The following is a 16617-nucleotide window of genomic DNA, read 5'->3' on the forward strand; positions in this document are numbered from 1 at the left end:
CAGCGTGGCGCGGCACACGCGGGATGGCAGAGCCCGTAGGGTCGGTGGTGACCTACGACTTTGCGGTGGGGCGCATGGTCCCGCCGTGATCGGTCGCCGGTAACCTGACACGTCGATCGCTGCCCCCGAAAGGAGCCTGGTTTCTGTGCAGTCCGGTCAACCGCGCGCATTGCGGCCAGAGCACTCGCCGACAACGCCGCTGGCGTCGCTGGCCGCCGTCATCGGGGCAGGAACGAGCCTCGATCCGACTGCGCGTGGGGTGTCGGTCACCGGTATCGAGCAGCGCTCGAACGCCGTGCTGCCCGGTGACTTGTTCGCCGCGCTGCCCGGTGCCCGGTCGCACGGCGCCCGCTTCGTGCGGGACGCGGTCGCGCGCGGCGCCGTCGCGGTGTTGACCGACGCGGCGGGTGCGGAGTCGGCGCGGGAACTGGATGTGCCGGTGCTGGTGCGCGAGAACCCGCGCGCGGTGCTCGGGGAGCTGTCGGCGGCGATCTACGGCAACCCGTCCGAGCGGTTGCGCATCATCGGCATCACCGGGACCTCGGGCAAGACGACGACCTCCTACCTGGTGGAGGCCGGTCTGGCCGCCGCGGGGCTGTCCACGGCGCTGATCGGGACGATCGAGACCAGGATCGGCGGCAGGCGGGTGCCCAGCGCGCTGACCACCCCGGAGGCGCCCCAGCTGCACGCGATGTTCGCACTGATGGTCGAGCAGGGCGTGGACGCAGTGGTCATGGAGGTGTCCAGTCACGCACTCGCGCTGGGCCGGGTGGACGGTGTGCGGTTCGCGGTCGGCGCGTTCACTAATCTGTCCCAGGATCACCTGGATTTCCACGCCGATTTCGAAGACTACTTCGCCGCCAAACGCCGGTTGTTCGAACCGGATTCGCCGATGGCGGCGCGCGCCGCGGTGATCTGCGTGGACGACGAGTGGGGGCGGCGGCTCACCGACGTCGTCGCGAGCCCGATCACCGTGTCCACCAAGCGATCCGCCGACTGGAGCGTTTCCGGCGCGGTGTCGGCGCACGGCGGCGAGCAGGATTTCACGGCCTCCGGTCCGGAGGGGAATGTTTCCGTGCGGCTGCGGCTTCCCGGCCACTACAACATCGCTAATGGGTTGCTCGCGGTCGCCGTGTGCGCCGCGGCGGGGGTCGAGCCGTCGGTCGCCGCTCCCGCCCTGGCCACCGTGGACGTGCCGGGCCGGATGCAGCGAGTCGAGCGCGGACAGGACTTCCTGGCGATCGTCGACTATGCGCACAAGCCCGCGGCGCTGGAGTCCGTGATCGCTACGCTCCGTGGGCATCTCGCGGTGGACACCGCGGGACGGCTCGCGGTGGTCGTCGGCGCGGGCGGTGACCGCGACGCGGGCAAGCGACCGCTGATGGGTTCGGTCGGCGCGCGCGGCGCCGATCTGCTGATCATCACCGACGACAACCCGCGTACCGAGGACCCGGCGGCCATCCGCGCCGCCGTGCGTTCAGGAGCGACGGACATGCCCGAGGCCGAGCGTGGTGAGGTGTGCGAGATCGGCGATCGGGCCGAAGCCATTGCGGCAGCGGTGACATGGGCGCGCCCCGGCGACGTGGTGCTGATCGCGGGCAAGGGACACGAGGCAGGGCAGGAGATCCAGGGCGTGAAGCATCCGTTCGACGACCGCGAGGTGCTCGCGGCCGCATTGGAAAGACGAAGTCCGCAAGATAACCACGCGGAGGACTTGACGGTTTCATGATCGAGATGACACTGCGGGAGATCGCGGGCGTCGTCGGCGGCACGCTGTACGACGTTCCCGACCCGGAGGTGCGAGTGACCGGCGCGGTCGAATTCGATTCGCGCCGAATCAGTTCCGGTGATCTTTTCTTGGCCCTGCCGGGTGCGAGCTCCGACGGCCACGATTACGCGGGCGCGGCGACCGCCGCGGGGGCGGTCGCGGTGCTCGCGGCACGGCCGGTGGGTGTGCCCGCCATCGTTGTCGCTCCCGACCCCGGTTCGGTGCCCGCGAACTCGGTTGCGCTATCCCATGATTCGGATGGTTCCGGCGCTGCTGCGCTCGCAGCGCTTGCCGCGTTGGCGCGTGCGAGTGTGTCGCGCCTCGTCGCGGACGGCGGTCTCACCGTCGTCGGCGTCACCGGCTCCTCCGGCAAGACCTCCACGAAGGATCTGCTGGCCGCCGTGCTGGCCCCGCTCGGGCCCGTCGTCGCGCCGCCGGGATCGTTCAACAACGAGCTGGGCCACCCCTGGACCGCGCTGCGCGCCGATGCCGAGACGCGCTTCCTGGTGCTCGAGATGTCCGCCCGCGGTCCGGGCCATATCGCCGCGCTGGCCGAGGTGGCGCCACCGAGCATCGGCGTGGTGCTCAACGTCGGCACCGCTCATCTCGGCGAGTTCGGCAGCCGGGAAGCCATCGCCCAGACCAAGGGCGAGCTGGTCGAGGCGCTGCCCTCGACCGGGCTCGCCGTGCTCAACGCCGACGATCCCCAGGTCGCCGCGATGGCCGCGCGCACATCGGCACGCGTGCTGACCGTCGGGCAGGCCGGCAATGCCGACATCCGTGCCACCGATGTCCGGCTCGACGACCAGGCTCGGGCCGAGTTCACCGTGCACACCTCCGCGGGTCTCGTCCCGGTGCGGTTGGCCGTGCACGGCGAACACCACGTCGGGAACGCGCTGTCCGCGATCGCGGTCGCGCTGGAATGCGGGGCGGATCCGGACACCGCCGCGCGGGCGTTGTCCGGTGCGCGCGCCGCCTCGGCCCGCCGGATGGACGTGCGGACCACCGCCGACGGGATCACCGTGGTCAACGACTCCTATAACGCCAACCCGGACTCGGTCCGCGCCGCACTCAAAGCACTGGTAAGTATGGCGCGCGCGGGCGAGACGCCGCGACGCAGCTGGGCCGTGCTCGGCGAGATGGGCGAACTCGGCGCGGAATCCGTTCTCGAACACGACGCGATCGGCAGGCTCGCCGTGCGACTGGATGTCAGCCGCGTGGTGGTGGTCGGCACCGGAAGGCCCTCCCGCGCGCTGCACCAGGGAGCGGTGATGGAAGGGTCATGGGGCGAGGAGTCGGTTCTCGTACCGGATATCGAGGCGGCGATCGCTCTGCTCGACGAGGAAGTCACGGCGGGTGACGTGGTGCTGGTCAAGGCATCGAAGTCGGTGGGCCTGTGGGAGGTCGCCGAACATCTGACCGAGGCGGGTTCCGTGGCAGACCGTCGCGGCGCCGCGACGGGCAGCGGGGCGGGACATGACACGGAGGCAGCAGGATGAGGCAGATTCTCTTTGCCGCGGCGATCGCGCTGACGGTCTCGATCCTGCTCACCCCGCTGTTGATCAAGATGTTCGCCAAGCAGGGTTTCGGCCAGGAGATTCGGGTCGACGGCCCCGCCAGCCACCAATCCAAGCGCGGCACTCCCACCATGGGTGGCGTCGCCATTCTGGTCGGACTCTGGGCCGGGTATCTGGGATCTCATCTGATCGGCATCGGTTACGACGCCGAGGGACCGTCGGCATCGGCGTTACTGGTCCTCGGTCTGGCAACCGCCCTGGGTGCGGTGGGCTTCGTGGACGACTTCATCAAGATCCGTAAGCAGCGCAACCTGGGGTTGACCGCGGCGGGCAAGTATCTCGGCCAGCTGTCAGCGGCCGTGCTGTTCGGCGTGCTCGCATTGCAGTTCCGCGGCGCGGGCGGGCTGACCCCGGCCAGCAGGCACCTGTCCTACGTGCGCGACATCAGCACGGTGACCATGGGCGTTGTCGTGTTCTTGGTTTTCGTGTGCTTCGTGGTGGTCGCCTGGTCCAACGCAGTGAATCTCACCGACGGACTGGATGGATTGGCCGCCGGATCGATGAGCCTGGTGCTCGGTGGGTACGTGATCATCACGTTCTGGCAGTACTACCACGCGTGTGAGACCAAGCCGGAGACCGGCTGCTACAACGTTCGCGATCCGCTGGATCTCGCCCTGGTGTGCGCCGCGGGCGCCGCGGCGTGCGTCGGCTTCCTGTGGTGGAACGCCGCCCCGGCCAAAATATTCATGGGTGATACCGGTTCGCTGGCGTTGGGTGGAATGCTCGCCGGTCTGTCCATCACCACCCGGACCGAGCTGCTGATGATCGTCATCGGTGCGCTGTTCGTCGCCGAGACGGCGTCGGTGGTGTTGCAGGTCGCGGTGTTCCGTACGACGCGTAACCGGTTGTTCAAGATGGCGCCGTTCCATCATCATTTCGAGCTCAGCAAGTGGGCCGAGACGACGGTGATCATCAGGTTCTGGCTGCTGGCCGCGATGGCCTCGGCGGTCGGTCTCGGTTTGTTCTACAGCGAATACCTCTCTGCGGTCGGGTGAACGAGATGGTCGAACATTCTCCGAAAGCACTGCGTTCACCGGGGCCCATGCTCGAATTCCTCCGCGGCCGTGATGTTCTGGTCGCCGGCTGGGGCGTGTCCGGGCGCTCGCTGGTCGAACCGCTGCACGATATCGGCGCGCGTCCGGTCGTCACCGACGGCGGCGCCGCGGCGCTGTCCGAAGCCGCGGAGCTCGGACTGGATGTGGCCACCTGCGCCGAGCTGGAATCCGCGGACTGGAGCCGGTTCGCATTGGTGATCACCAGCCCGGGCTGGCGGCCGGACTCGCCGGTGCTCGCCTCCGCGGTGGCCGAAGGCACGCCGGTGTGGGGTGACGTCGAATTCGCCTGGTGGGTCGATCAGGCCAGGATCTACGGCCCGGTCCGCAAATGGCTGGTCGTCACCGGAACCAACGGAAAGACCACGACCACGCAAATGACCCACGCGATCCTGCGCGCGGCGGGTATCGCCAGTGCCGCCTGCGGCAACATCGGCCTTCCGATCCTGGACGCGCTGCGGCGCAATCCCGGCCCGCAGGTACTCGCGGTCGAGTTGTCATCGTTCCAGCTGCATTGGGCGCCGTCGGTGCGACCAGAGGCGGGGGTGGTGCTCAACGTGGCCGAGGATCACCTGGATTGGCACGGCGGTTTGGACGCCTACGCCGCGGCGAAGGCGCGGGCGCTGATCGGCCGGGTCGGGGTGGTCGGTCTGGACGATCCCGTCGCGGCGTCGCTGGCGCGCAAATCCAAGGCGCGCAGAACGGTGGGCTTCCGTATCGGCGTGCCCGCCGACGGCGAACTCGGCGTGGTCGACGGCAAGCTGCTCGATCGCGCGTTCACCAAGGCCGCCATCCTCGCCGAGGTCGGCGACATCAGCCCGCCCGGCCCCGCCGGTGTCGCCGACGCGCTCGCCGCGTCCGCGCTGACCAGGGCGATCGACGTCACACCACAGTTCGTTCGCGAGGGCTTGATCGAGCACAAGGTCGGCCCGCACCGTGCCGCGTTCGTGCGCGAGCTGGGCGGGGTCGATTTCGTCGACGACTCGAAGGCCACCAACCCGCATGCCGCAAGGTCATCGATCCTGGCGCACCCGCAGGTGATCTGGGTGGCCGGTGGACAGCTCAAAGGCGCGCATGTGGAGGACCTGGTCGAGGAGGTCGCCGACCGACTGGTCGCGGCGGTGCTGATCGGCGCCGACGCGCCGGTGATCGCGGCTGCGTTGGCGCGACACGCGCCCGAGGTCCCGGTCGTCGAGCTGCTCGCGGGAGACGATGCAGGGATGGGTGACGAAGCGTCGAGAACCGCCGCGGCCGACACCGTGATGGCCCGTGCCGTGCGCGCGGCAGCCGGATTCGCCCGCCGCGGCGACACCGTGCTGCTGGCTCCCGCCGCCGCGTCACTGGACATGTTCGCCGACTACACGCACCGGGGCCGCAGCTTCGCCGCGGCGGTGCACGCCCTGGAAGACGGGGACGTCGGGCGGCAGCTATGACGGAATCGGCGCGGCGCAAACGGACGGCGGCCACTCGGTTCGGGGCCTGGCTCGCGCGGCCGCTCGCGTCGTTCCACCTGGTGGTCACCATCGCCACCTTGCTCACCGTGCTCGGCCTGGTGATGGTGCTGTCGGCTTCCAGTGTCGAGGCGTACGCGGACGGCGGATCGGCCTACTCGCTGTTCATCCAGCAGGCCATGTTCGCCGCGGTCGGGACCGTGCTGTTCTATCTTGCGCTGTGTATTCCGCTGCGCCGGCTGCGGCAGTGGTCGTTCCCGCTGTTCGCCCTGTCGGTGCTGGCACTGCTGCTGGTGCTCATTCCCGGCATCGGGTCGGAGGTGCAGGGCGCCCGCCGGTGGTTGATGCTCGGGCCGGTCTCGGTGCAGCCGTCGGAAATCGTGAAGGTGACGCTGGTGGTGTGGGGCGCGCACCTGCTAGTCTCCCGCCGCTCCGAGCACGCGAGCCTCAAGGACATGCTGGTTCCGCTGGTGCCCGCCGGTCTGCTGGTGTGCCTGCTCGTCGTGCTACAGCCGAATCTGTCCACCACCATCGCGCTTGGCGTGGTGCTCGCGGCACTGCTGTGGTTCGGCGGTCTGCCGGTGCGGCTGTTCGTGACGATCGCGCTGTCCGGCGCGATCGCCGCCGGGGTGCTCGCACTGTCCGCGGGCTATCGCTCGGATCGGATGCGCGCGTTCTTCAATCCCGGTGACGACCCGCAGGGCATCAACTACCAGGCGCGCCAAGCGCTCTACTCGCTGGCCGACGGCGGTATCTGGGGCCGCGGCCTGGGACAGAGCCGCGCCAAGTGGAGCTACCTGCCCAACTCGCACAACGACTTCATCTTCGCGATCATCGGCGAGGAACTCGGTTATCTGGGCTGCGCGCTGGTGCTCGGCCTATTCGCGCTGTTCGTCTACACCGGTCTGCGCATCGCCGCCCGTTCGGTGGATCCGTTCCTGCGGCTGCTTACCGCGACCGCGACGACCTGGATCACCGCACAGGCGCTGATCAACATCGGCTACGTGGTCGGCCTGCTACCGGTAACCGGCCTGCAGCTGCCGCTGGTCTCCGCGGGCGGGTCGTCACTGGCCATCACGCTGTTCATGTTCGGCATCATCGCGAACGCGGCCAGACACGAGCCGGAGGCGGTAGCGGCACTGCACGCCGGGCAGGACGGTCGGTTCAGCAGGCTGCTGCGGCTGCCCAAACCCGAGGTCTACGCGGTGGGCAGGGCGAGCGCGGCCCGCGGGACAGCCCAGCGCGGCAGGTCGCCTGTCGCCCGCAGGTCGTCGGCGCTACCGCCCGGAGGGCGCGCGGCGTACGGCGCGGAACCGGCGCGGCGCCGGTCGCCGGAAAGCCGCGGCACCAGCTCGGCACGCGCCACCAGGGCATGGGAACCCAGTTATCCGGTCAATCACGCAAGAGAACGGGGAAGATCTAGGTGATCTCGGTAATCGTCGCGGGCGGCGGTACGGCGGGCCACATCGAGCCGGCACTGGCGGTGGCGGACGCATTGCGGCGGCTCGACGATTCGATCCGGGTGACGGCGCTTGGCACCGAACGCGGGCTGGAGACCCGCTTGGTTCCCGACCGTGGCTATCGCCTCGAGCTGATCCCCCCAGTTCCGTTGCCGCGCAAGCCCACCGCCGATCTGCTGCGGTTGCCCGGGCGGGTGCGGGCGTCGGTGGCCAGGACCCGAGCGGTGATCGACGCGGTCGGCGCCGACGTGATCATCGGCTTCGGCGGATACGTGGCCTTGCCCGCGTATCTCGCCGCGGGCACGGGCGTGCTGCGCCGTCGGCGAGCGGTACCGGTAGTGGTGCACGAGGCAAATGCCAAGGCGGGCATCGCGAACAAGATCGGTGCGCGCCGCGCTGTGCGGGTGCTTGCCGCCGTTCCGGATTCGGGCCTGGGGAACGCCCAGGTCATCGGTATTCCGGTGCGCGAATCGATCACGAGCCTGGACCGTGCCGCGCTGCGCGCCGAGGCGCGCACCCACTTCGGGCTGCCCGCCGAAGGGCCGGTGCTGCTGGTGTTCGGCGGTTCTCAGGGTGCGCGAACCCTGAACGAGGCCGTCTCCGCCGCCGCACCGCAGCTCGCCGCGGCAGGCATCTCGGTGCTGCACGCGCATGGGCCCAAGAACACGCTCGCGCTCGCCGACTCAGCCGATTCCGGTGCGGGCGGCTCCCGCTATGTGGCCGTGCCATACCTTTCCCGGATGGACCTCGCCTACGCCGCCGCCGACGCGGTCGTCTGTCGGTCGGGTGCCATGACGGTCGCGGAGGTGTCCGCGGTCGGGCTGCCCGCCTTCTACGTGCCGCTTCCGCACGGCAACGGGGAGCAGGAACTCAACGCGAGACCGGTGGTGCGCCAGGGGGGTGGCAGAATTGTCCCCGATTCGGAATTGACGTCCAAGTATGTGATCGATGAGGTGATTCCGCTGCTCATGGATCCCGCAGGGCTGATCGAGATGGGCCGGGCCGCCGCAGGCGCCGGGCACCGCGACGCCGCCGACGAGGTGGCGCGGATCGCGATGGAGGTGGCACGCCAGTGAGCGAGTGTCAGCGAGTGAACCGAGGAAGCAGCGCGCAGTCGCGCACGACGGAGCCGAGCGCCAGCGAGGTGCAGTCGTGAGCGAGTGTCAGCGAGTGAACCGAGGAAGCAGCGCGCAGTCGCGCACGACGGAGCCGAGCGCCAGCGAGGTGCAGTCGTGAGCGATACCACGGCGAACAGGGTGGGATCGGAGACCACCACCGAACGCTCCGCTTTGCCACTGGAGCTGGCGCGGGTGCACATGGTGGGCATCGGCGGGGCCGGGATGTCCGGGATCGCCCGCATCCTGCTCGCCCGCGGCGGCGCGGTCTCGGGTTCCGACGCGAAGGAGAGCCGCGGCGTGCTCGCGCTACGCGCCCGGGGCGCGCAGGTGCGAATCGGCCACGACGCGACGGCGCTCGACCTGCTGCCGGGTGGCCCGACCGCGGTGGTCACCACCTACGCGGCCATCCCGAAGACCAATCCGGAACTGGTGGAAGCGAATCGGCGCGGCATCCCGGTGTTGCTGCGCCCAACCGTGCTAGCCGCGCTGATGCGAGGGCATCGCACGTTGCTTGTCTCCGGCACGCACGGCAAGACCTCGACCACGTCGATGCTGATCGTGTCATTGCAACACTGCGGGTTCGACCCGTCCTTCGCAGTCGGCGGCGAGTTGAACGAGGCGGGCACCAACGCACACCACGGCACCGGGGACATCTTCGTGGCCGAGGCCGACGAGAGCGACGGTTCGCTGCTGCAGTACGACCCGGACGTCGCGGTGGTCACCAACATCGAGTCCGATCACCTGGATTTCTTCGGCTCTGACGAGGCCTACGTCCAGGTCTTCGACGACTTCGCCGACCGCCTTGCCGCGGGCGGACTGCTGGTGGTGTGCCTGGACGATCCTGGCTCACGGGCGCTGGTCGAACGGGTGGGCGCGCGGCTGGCCGCGAAGAACGTCCAAGTGCTCGGCTACGGGTCGGGTGATCTCGCCGACGCACCGGTCGCGGTGGGCGCCCGATTGCACAGCTGGGAGCCGCGTGATGTCGGAGGCATCGCCCAGTTCCAGCTCGCCGACGAGGCCGCGCCGCGCACGCTGCGGTTGTCGGTGCCGGGCAGGCACATGGCGCTCAACGCGCTTGCCGCCCTGCTCGCGGCCCGTGCCGCCGGTGCGGACATGGGCGAGATCATCCAGGGCTTGGAGGGTTTCGGGGGCGTGCACCGCCGATTCCAGTTCGCCGGCCGGGAGAATGGCGTGCGGGTCTTCGACGACTACGCCCATCACCCGACCGAGGTGCGCGCCGTGCTCGGTGCCGCCGCCGAACTGGTCCAGCAGGAAGCCCGCGACGGCGCCCGGTCCCGGCAGGGGCGGGTGATCGTGGTCTTCCAGCCGCATCTCTACAGCCGCACCGCGACGTTCGCACAGGACTTCGGCACTGCGCTGAGCTTGGCCGACGAGGTTGTCGTGCTCGACGTTTTTGGCGCGCGGGAGAAGCCGCTGCCCGGCGTCAACGGCGCACTGGTGGCCCAGGCGGTCACGAAACCGGTGCATTACCAGCCGGATATGTCTCGGGTCGGTCGTCAGGTCGCGGGGCTTGCCCTGCCGGGCGATGTGGTGATCACCATGGGTGCGGGAGATGTGACCATGCTCGGCAGCCAGATCCTCGACGGGCTACGGGCGCGGCCCCAGCACGGACGGTGACCCGGAGTGCGCGGGGTCGGGCGATCCGCGGCTGATCGGTTCGCCGCGGGCGAATGGCGCCGAATTCGATGGTGGGCATTGCTGAGCGTGTGCGTTCTTGCAGTGGTCGGTGTCGTCGGCTGGTTCACGCCGGTGCTCTCGGTGCGCTCCGTGCGGATCGAGGGGGTGTCCGCGGTGCCCGAGCAACAGGTGCGCGATCTAGTCGAAATTCCGTCCGGTCGCTCCATGCTGCGGATCGATACCACCGCGATCGCCCGGCGGGTTGCGGGTATTCCAAAAGTGCATACGGCGCGGGTGCAGCGGGTATTTCCGTCCACCGTCCGGGTGACGGTCGTGGAGCGCGTTCCGGTGTTGTTCTACGGCAGCCCGCGGGGCGCGCATCTGGTGGACGCGCAGAACGTGGAATTCGCGATCGAGGCCGTGCCGATCGGCGTACCGAAGTTGGTCACCGATCATCCGGGCAGCGACGACCCGGTGACTCGCGCCGCGGTTTCGGTGCTCGCCATTATGCCCGCTGCACTGGGTATCCAGGTGGGGGAGGTTGTCGCACGGTCCATTTCGGATATTTCGCTCAATCTGAAGGACGGTCGCACGGTACTCTGGGGCGGGGCGAATGATGCCGAACGCAAGTCGGCGGTCGTGTTGCCGCTGTTGACGCGCCCCGGAACGGTGTTCGATGTTTCGAGTCCGAATCTGGTCACGGTAAAGTGATCTACACCCATTGTGCCCAGGGAATTTTCGGTGGTCCGGGACGAGTTCCGACGCCGAGAAGGGGCCAGGGGGGCAACCGTTCACCATACGACGTGTGGAGCGGCGAGACGAGCGGGATCACACAAGATTCTGACTCCCGTTTCGGCGCGCCTGCGCGCGTATCGCGTCGGCTGCGAATAGCGTTCCGCACCAGTCGGATACTTGACATTACGCTAACCCTATGGTTCAGGTTTAGGGTTTGCCCGAGCCGCGGTTCGCTTCCCTGAAGCGACCCGACCCACAGGAGCGGGTCGAAAAGGCAGCGTGCCGAGAATCCGGAAACGACAGGCTTTAGATCGAAGGAAGGCCAGAGCCCATGACGCCCCCGCACAACTACCTTGCGGTGATCAAGGTCGTCGGTATCGGCGGCGGCGGTGTGAATGCCGTCAACCGGATGATCGAACAGGGACTAAAAGGTGTCGAGTTCATCGCGGTCAACACCGACGCGCAGGCCCTGCTGATGAGCGATGCCGACGTCAAACTCGACGTCGGCCGCGAACTCACCCGCGGCCTCGGAGCCGGCGCCGATCCCGAGGTCGGCCGCAAGGCCGCCGAGGACCACAAGGACGAAATCGAAGAGGTGCTCAAGGGCGCCGACATGGTCTTCGTCACCGCGGGCGAGGGCGGTGGCACGGGTACCGGCGGCGCCCCGGTCGTCGCGCAGATCGCGCGCAAACTCGGCGCGCTGACCATCGGTGTGGTGACGCGTCCGTTCTCGTTCGAGGGCAAGCGGCGCGGCAATCAGGCCGAGGTGGGCATCAACCTGCTGCGTGAGTCCTGCGACACACTCATCGTTATTCCGAACGACCGGCTGCTGCAGCTCGGCGACGCGGCGGTGAGCCTGATGGACGCGTTCCGCTCCGCCGACGAGGTGCTGCTCAATGGTGTTCAGGGCATCACCGACCTGATCACCACCCCCGGCCTGATCAACGTCGACTTCGCCGACGTCAAGAGCGTGATGTCGGGCGCGGGCAGCGCTTTGATGGGCATCGGTTCGGCGCGCGGTGAAGGCCGGTCGGTGAAAGCGGCCGAGTCCGCGATCAATTCGCCGCTGCTCGAGGCGTCGATGGACGGCGCGCACGGTGTACTGCTGTCGATCGCTGGCGGGTCGGATCTGGGCCTGTTCGAGATCAACGAGGCGGCATCGCTGGTGCAGGAGGCCGCGCACATCGAGGCCAACATTATCTTCGGAACCGTGATCGACGACTCGCTCGGCGATGAGGTGCGGGTCACCGTGATCGCCGCGGGCTTCGACGGCGGCGGACCCGCCCGCCGCACGTTCGACACGACGAGCCGCAGCACCATCGGTTCGGCGCGGTCCGGCGAGATCGGGCAGAGCCGCAGCAGCGAGGTCTCGGCGCGCAGCACCGACGCACCGGCAGCCACCGGCAGTCGAGGCGCGGTGCCGAGCTATCGCGACACCGAACGGCCGCGCCCGCTGTCCGAGCCGACGGTCGCGAACAACTCGCGCTCGCATATCCAGCCGCCGGACGCCGACGACGACGATGACGACGACGTGGACGTGCCGTCGTTCATGCGGAGGGGCTGACAGCTGGATAGTGGTTCCGGCGAAGGCCGGGACCGGAGTTCGGAATGGTGGTGAGCTCCCGGCCTCGGCCGGGACGCGCAGGGTAGGCGGAGCACAACGGTCGGTGTCCCCGGCGGGGCAAGCGATACCGTTAAACGTCGGTGCAGGGGAGTACGTTTCTTGATCCGCAGATAGTGCGGGGGATCGTCCGGCCCTACGTGGTCATTTCCTAGGCGCTCGCCCAGCGCCACTAGGCTCGTCGCATGACTGTTGCGGCGACTACGACTGTTCGACGGGTCACGACGACCAGGGCGGGGGGCTTCTCGGCGCCGCCGTACGACTCGTTCAACCTAGGCGACCATGTCGGTGACGATCCGGCGGCGGTGCGGCGCAATCGGGATCGGCTGGCTCAGGGGATCGGCCTGACGCCCGACCGCCTGGTGTGGATGGAACAGATCCACGGTCGCAATGTCGAAATCGTCGACGGCCCGCGGCAACAGCCGATTCCCGCGACCGATGCCCTTGTCACCACCGTGGCAGGTCTCGCGCTCGTGGTGCTTACCGCCGACTGCGTCCCCATTCTGCTGTCCGATGACGAGGCGGGCGTGATCGCGGCGGTGCACGCCGGACGCATCGGCGCGCGTATCGGCATCGTTGCGCGCGTGCTCGACGCCATGGTGTCCGTCGGTGCACGCCTGGACCGAATCGGCGCCTTCCTCGGGCCCGCCGCCTCCGGCCGCCAGTACGAAGTTCCCGCCGCGATGCGCGACGACGTCGAGGCGCACCTGCCCGGCAGCGCGACCACCACCGTCCGTGGCACGCCCGCGCTCGACCTACGCGCGGGAATCTCCCGGCAGCTCACCGAGGCCGGTGTCGCCGCGGTCGCCATCGACCCGCGCTGCACCATCGAGGACCGCACCCTGTTCAGCCATCGGCGTGGAGCCCCGACCGGCCGGATCGGCGGGGTGATTTGGCGGGAGGCCATAGCGTGAGGGAGCGTCAGCGAGTAAGCCGAGGGCACCGGGCGCAGTCGCGCCCGCCGGAGCCGAGCGTCAGCGAGGTGCCCCGCATGAGTGAGCGCCGCGAGCGGTCTATAGGCGCAGCCGCCATGGCGGTCATGGCGGAGCCGAGCCCCCGCGAGGTGGAGTCATGAGTGAGCGCCGCGAGCGGTCTATAGGCGCAGCCGCCATGGCGGTCATGGCGGAGCCGAGCCCCCGCGAGGTGGAGTCATGAGCGCCGAGGCCGAAGCTGTGGTGTCCGAGGCGCCCGCGGCCAGAACCGCTGAGCTGAAAGCCAACCTGTCGGGTCTGCTTGCGCGGGTCGACGCGGCCTGCGCGGCGGCGGGCCGGGCTCCGGGCTCTGTGCGGCTGCTGCCGGTGACGAAATTCTTCCCGGCCTCCGACGTGGCGATCCTGCATCGGCTCGGTCGACGCGAGTTCGGCGAGTCGCGTGAACAGGAAGCCACCACCAAGGTGACGGCATTGCGTGACGAAGGACTCGCCGACATCAGCTGGCACATGATCGGGCGGCTGCAACGGAACAAGGCGAAGGTCGTGGCCCGCTGGGCGCACACCGTCCACTCGGTCGACAGCGAACGTTTGGCAACCGCCCTTGACGCCGGCGCGCGGGCCGCGTTGGACGCTGGGGATCGTACCGGTCCGGTTCGGGTATTGCTCCAGGTGAGCCTGGACGACGACGCCACGCGCGGCGGTGTACCTGCGCACGATCTCGCCGCGCTCGCCGAACAGGTCGCTTCCGCGCCGGGGCTGCGGCTGTCCGGTCTGATGGCGATTCCGCCCTTGGGGGCGGAGTCTGATGCGGCATTCGCACGAATTGCGACGTTGCACACTCTGCTGATGGCGGATCATCCGGACGCGACGGAACTTTCCGCGGGAATGTCCGGCGATCTGGAATCGGCGATCGAACACGGTTCGACGGTTGTGCGTGTCGGTACCGCCTTGATGGGCGCTCGGCCGATAACCTCGGCGTAGCAAAGAAACCTCATCAGTCACATTCGACACATATGCTGGGGACTGACGAGGGGCTGAGCAAGACTTCAACACCCGGCCGCCACCGGGGCCGAAGGAAGGTCGACCAGAATGAGCGAGCGCAGCGAGCGAGTAATCGACGCAGCCACCATCGTGGTCATGACGGAGCCGAGCGACAGCGAGGCGCAGTCATGAGCACGCTGCACAAGTTCAAGGCGTACTTCGGCATGGTTCCGCTCGAGGATTACGAAGACGACTATGTCGACGATCGCGCCCCCCGGGGCGTGGACGAGCGCGGCGCGCGCCGGCCGAGGCCCCGTGACTACTCCGACCGCGACGGCTATGCCGATCGTTACGGCGAAGATCGTTACGGAGCGGACCGTTTCGACGACGTCGAATACCCGGAGCCCGCCTACAAGTCGCCGTACAAGGCGGGGTATCCGGTGTCGCGGCGCGACGACTACGCCGACGAGCCCTACGGTGCCGATCGGTACGAGGCGTCGCGACGTCCCACCCGGATCGAGTCCGCCCCGTCGGGCCGGTTCCGTGCGGGCGGGAGCGCGCCGGTGCTGCGCGGAGCGACCCGGGGTGCGCTCGCCGTCGATCCCGACGCCGAGGAGCGCAGGCTGGAGGAGCGCGTGCGTCCCGAGCCCGCCCCGGTGCGGCGGCCCGGGATCTTCGAGGACGGAGGCCCCTTGTCCAAGATCACGACGCTGCGCCCGCGCGACTACAGCGAGGCACGGATCATCGGCGAGCGCTTCCGCGAGGGGAACCCGGTGATCATGGACTTGGTCGAGCTGAGCAACGCCGACGCCAAGCGTCTGGTCGACTTCGCCGCAGGTTTGGCGTTTGCCCTGCGTGGCTCCTTCGACAAAGTCGCGACGAAAGTGTTCCTGCTCTCACCGGCCGATGTCGATGTATCGGCCGAAGAACGCCGACGCATCGCCGAAACCGGCTTCTACAACCAGAAATAAGGTCGTGATGTGGGGGGTGAAGCAGACCGGTTGCCGGTGGTTCGGCGCGGTCATTTTGCGCGAGGCGATTTTTGCGGCAGAGTGAAGTCGTGGCCTTGTTCGCGGTGTTGTACTTCGTACTGTTCATCTTCTGGCTGTTGCTGATCAGCCGAGTGATCATCGAGTTCATCCGTAGCTTTGCCCGCGACTGGCGGCCGACCGGTGTCGTGGTCGTCGTACTGGAGGGGATCTTCACGATCACGGACCCTCCTGTGAAACTTCTGAGGCGATTGATTCCCCCCGTGTCACTGGGGGGAATTCGACTGGATCTGTCGATAATGGTCCTGCTTTTCATCGTGTTCATCTTGATGTCGATCGTGGGCAGGCTCGGGCAACCGGTAGCTCCGGTGTGACAGAATAGGCCGAGACGACAGCTTGCTAGATCTCCAAAAGACGCGTGAAGGGATCCTTCCATGCCGCTGACCCCAGCCGATGTGCACAACGTCGCGTTCAGCAAACCACCGATCGGGAAGCGCGGCTACAACGAGGATGAAGTCGACGCCTTCCTGGATCTTGTGGAGCAGGAGCTCTCGCGTCTGATCGAGGAGAATGCCGATCTGCGCCAGCGGGTCGCCGAATTAGACGCGGAACTGGCCGACGCCAAGAAGAACCGGGGTCCCGGCGCGGTGAACACCGCAAAACCCCCCGTGCCGCAGGCGCCACCGCCGGAACCGATCAAGCCTCCGGTTCCGGTCCCGCCGCCCGCTCCGATGCAGGCGCCGGTGGCCAAGGAGGCGCCGGGCGCGGATGCGAACCTGCAGGCCGCCAAGGTGCTCAGCCTCGCCCAGGAGATGGCGGATCGGCTGACCAGCGATGCCAAGCTCGAGGCGGAGAACCTGCTGTCGAATGCACGGGCGAATTCGGAGCGCTTGGTCGGTGACGCCAGAACTCGGTCGGAGGCCATGATCGCCGACGCCCGTCAGAAGTCGGATGCGATGCTGTCGGACGCGCAGACGCGGTCGGACAGCCAGCTGCGCCAGGCCAAGGAGAAGGCCGACGCGCTTCAGGCCGACGCCGAGCGCAAACACACCGAGATCATGGCGACCATCACCCAGCAGCGCACCGTGCTGGAAGGCCGGATCGAGCAGCTCAAGACGTTCGAGCGGGAATATCGGGTGCGCTTGAAGTCGTACCTGGAGTCGCAGCTCGAGGAGCTGGAGAACCGTGGCTCGGCCGTCCCGGTCGACGGCGGCGAGGCGTTCGCCGACGCCAACACGGCGAACAACCTCGCGCCCGCCTCCTTCGCCAAGGGTGGCAAGTAGCGCGCCTCGCTC

General features: G+C 68.4%; 14 protein-coding genes. All 14 read left to right on the forward strand.

Annotation, left to right across the window (positions count from 1 at the left end; genetic code table 11):
• Positions 1-145 precede the first annotated feature (145 nt).
• Positions 146-1729: a UDP-N-acetylmuramoyl-L-alanyl-D-glutamate--2,6-diaminopimelate ligase gene (locus tag OH799_RS34530; protein WP_406273224.1), complete on the forward strand. Its 1584-nt coding sequence runs from the start codon at positions 146-148 to the stop codon at positions 1727-1729.
• Positions 1726-3267, forward strand: coding sequence for a UDP-N-acetylmuramoyl-tripeptide--D-alanyl-D-alanine ligase (murF, locus tag OH799_RS34535; protein WP_406273227.1), 1542 nt, complete (start codon positions 1726-1728; stop codon positions 3265-3267). The genes OH799_RS34530 and murF overlap by 4 nt, the downstream gene beginning before the upstream one ends.
• Positions 3264-4340, forward strand: coding sequence for a phospho-N-acetylmuramoyl-pentapeptide-transferase (mraY, locus tag OH799_RS34540; protein ID WP_406273231.1), 1077 nt, complete (start codon positions 3264-3266; stop codon positions 4338-4340). Before murF ends, mraY begins: the two co-directional genes overlap by 4 nt.
• 47 nt (positions 4341-4387) lie before the next feature.
• Complete coding sequence (gene murD, locus OH799_RS34545; RefSeq protein WP_406282857.1) at positions 4388-5830, forward strand: UDP-N-acetylmuramoyl-L-alanine--D-glutamate ligase; 1443 nt, start codon at positions 4388-4390, stop codon at positions 5828-5830.
• Positions 5827-7275, forward strand: coding sequence for a putative lipid II flippase FtsW (gene ftsW / locus OH799_RS34550; RefSeq protein ID WP_406273234.1), 1449 nt, complete (start codon positions 5827-5829; stop codon positions 7273-7275). Before murD ends, ftsW begins: the two co-directional genes overlap by 4 nt.
• Positions 7272-8384 (forward strand): undecaprenyldiphospho-muramoylpentapeptide beta-N-acetylglucosaminyltransferase, encoded by a 1113-nt coding sequence (murG, locus tag OH799_RS34555; RefSeq protein ID WP_406273236.1) that lies wholly within the window; start codon positions 7272-7274, stop codon positions 8382-8384. Before ftsW ends, murG begins: the two co-directional genes overlap by 4 nt.
• Before the next feature lie 240 nt (positions 8385-8624).
• Positions 8625-10064 carry a UDP-N-acetylmuramate--L-alanine ligase gene (murC, locus tag OH799_RS34560; RefSeq protein ID WP_406282860.1) on the forward strand — a complete coding sequence of 480 codons (1440 nt, stop codon included), beginning with the start codon at positions 8625-8627 and terminating at the stop codon, positions 10062-10064.
• 81 nt (positions 10065-10145) lie between these two features.
• Positions 10146-10775 (forward strand): cell division protein FtsQ/DivIB, encoded by a 630-nt coding sequence (locus tag OH799_RS34565; RefSeq protein WP_406282863.1) that lies wholly within the window; start codon positions 10146-10148, stop codon positions 10773-10775.
• A 355-nt stretch (positions 10776-11130) separates the two neighbouring features.
• Positions 11131-12363 carry a cell division protein FtsZ gene (ftsZ, locus tag OH799_RS34570; protein ID WP_406273239.1) on the forward strand — a complete coding sequence of 411 codons (1233 nt, stop codon included), beginning with the start codon at positions 11131-11133 and terminating at the stop codon, positions 12361-12363.
• A 242-nt stretch (positions 12364-12605) separates the two neighbouring features.
• Positions 12606-13334, forward strand: a complete 729-nt coding sequence (pgeF, locus tag OH799_RS34575) for a peptidoglycan editing factor PgeF (protein ID WP_406273242.1) — start codon at positions 12606-12608, stop codon at positions 13332-13334.
• A gap of 237 nt (positions 13335-13571) precedes the next feature.
• Positions 13572-14333 carry a YggS family pyridoxal phosphate-dependent enzyme gene (locus OH799_RS34580; RefSeq protein WP_406273245.1) on the forward strand — a complete coding sequence of 254 codons (762 nt, stop codon included), beginning with the start codon at positions 13572-13574 and terminating at the stop codon, positions 14331-14333.
• 188 nt (positions 14334-14521) lie between these two features.
• Positions 14522-15304, forward strand: a complete 783-nt coding sequence (locus OH799_RS34585) for a cell division protein SepF (RefSeq protein ID WP_406273248.1) — start codon at positions 14522-14524, stop codon at positions 15302-15304.
• Between the two features lie 89 nt (positions 15305-15393).
• The gene (locus tag OH799_RS34590) at positions 15394-15696 is read left to right on the forward strand and encodes a YggT family protein (protein WP_357272264.1); all 303 of its coding nucleotides are present in this window, start codon (positions 15394-15396) and stop codon (positions 15694-15696) included.
• 60 nt (positions 15697-15756) lie between these two features.
• Complete coding sequence (locus OH799_RS34595) at positions 15757-16605, forward strand: DivIVA domain-containing protein (RefSeq protein WP_406273251.1); 849 nt, start codon at positions 15757-15759, stop codon at positions 16603-16605.
• The last annotated feature ends 12 nt before the right edge of the window (positions 16606-16617 follow it).

This window comes from Nocardia sp. NBC_00881 (genome assembly GCF_045207455.1).
Lineage (GTDB): Bacteria > Actinomycetota > Actinomycetes > Mycobacteriales > Mycobacteriaceae > Nocardia.

Bases quoted from the DNA above. Each gene is read 5' to 3' on its own strand.
- murF (WP_406273227.1), top strand. From the start codon at position 1,726: ATGATCGAGATGACACTGCGGGAGATCGCGGGCGTCGTCGGCGGCACG.
- mraY (WP_406273231.1), top strand. From the start codon at position 3,264: ATGAGGCAGATTCTCTTTGCCGCGGCGATCGCGCTGACGGTCTCGATC.
- murD (WP_406282857.1), top strand. From the start codon at position 4,388: ATGCTCGAATTCCTCCGCGGCCGTGATGTTCTGGTCGCCGGCTGGGGC.
- ftsW (WP_406273234.1), top strand. From the start codon at position 5,827: ATGACGGAATCGGCGCGGCGCAAACGGACGGCGGCCACTCGGTTCGGG.
- murC (WP_406282860.1), top strand. From the start codon at position 8,625: ATGGTGGGCATCGGCGGGGCCGGGATGTCCGGGATCGCCCGCATCCTG.
- ftsZ (WP_406273239.1), top strand. From the start codon at position 11,131: ATGACGCCCCCGCACAACTACCTTGCGGTGATCAAGGTCGTCGGTATC.
- pgeF (WP_406273242.1), top strand. From the start codon at position 12,606: ATGACTGTTGCGGCGACTACGACTGTTCGACGGGTCACGACGACCAGG.
- OH799_RS34580 (WP_406273245.1), top strand. From the start codon at position 13,572: ATGAGCGCCGAGGCCGAAGCTGTGGTGTCCGAGGCGCCCGCGGCCAGA.
- OH799_RS34585 (WP_406273248.1), top strand. From the start codon at position 14,522: ATGAGCACGCTGCACAAGTTCAAGGCGTACTTCGGCATGGTTCCGCTC.
- OH799_RS34595 (WP_406273251.1), top strand. From the start codon at position 15,757: ATGCCGCTGACCCCAGCCGATGTGCACAACGTCGCGTTCAGCAAACCA.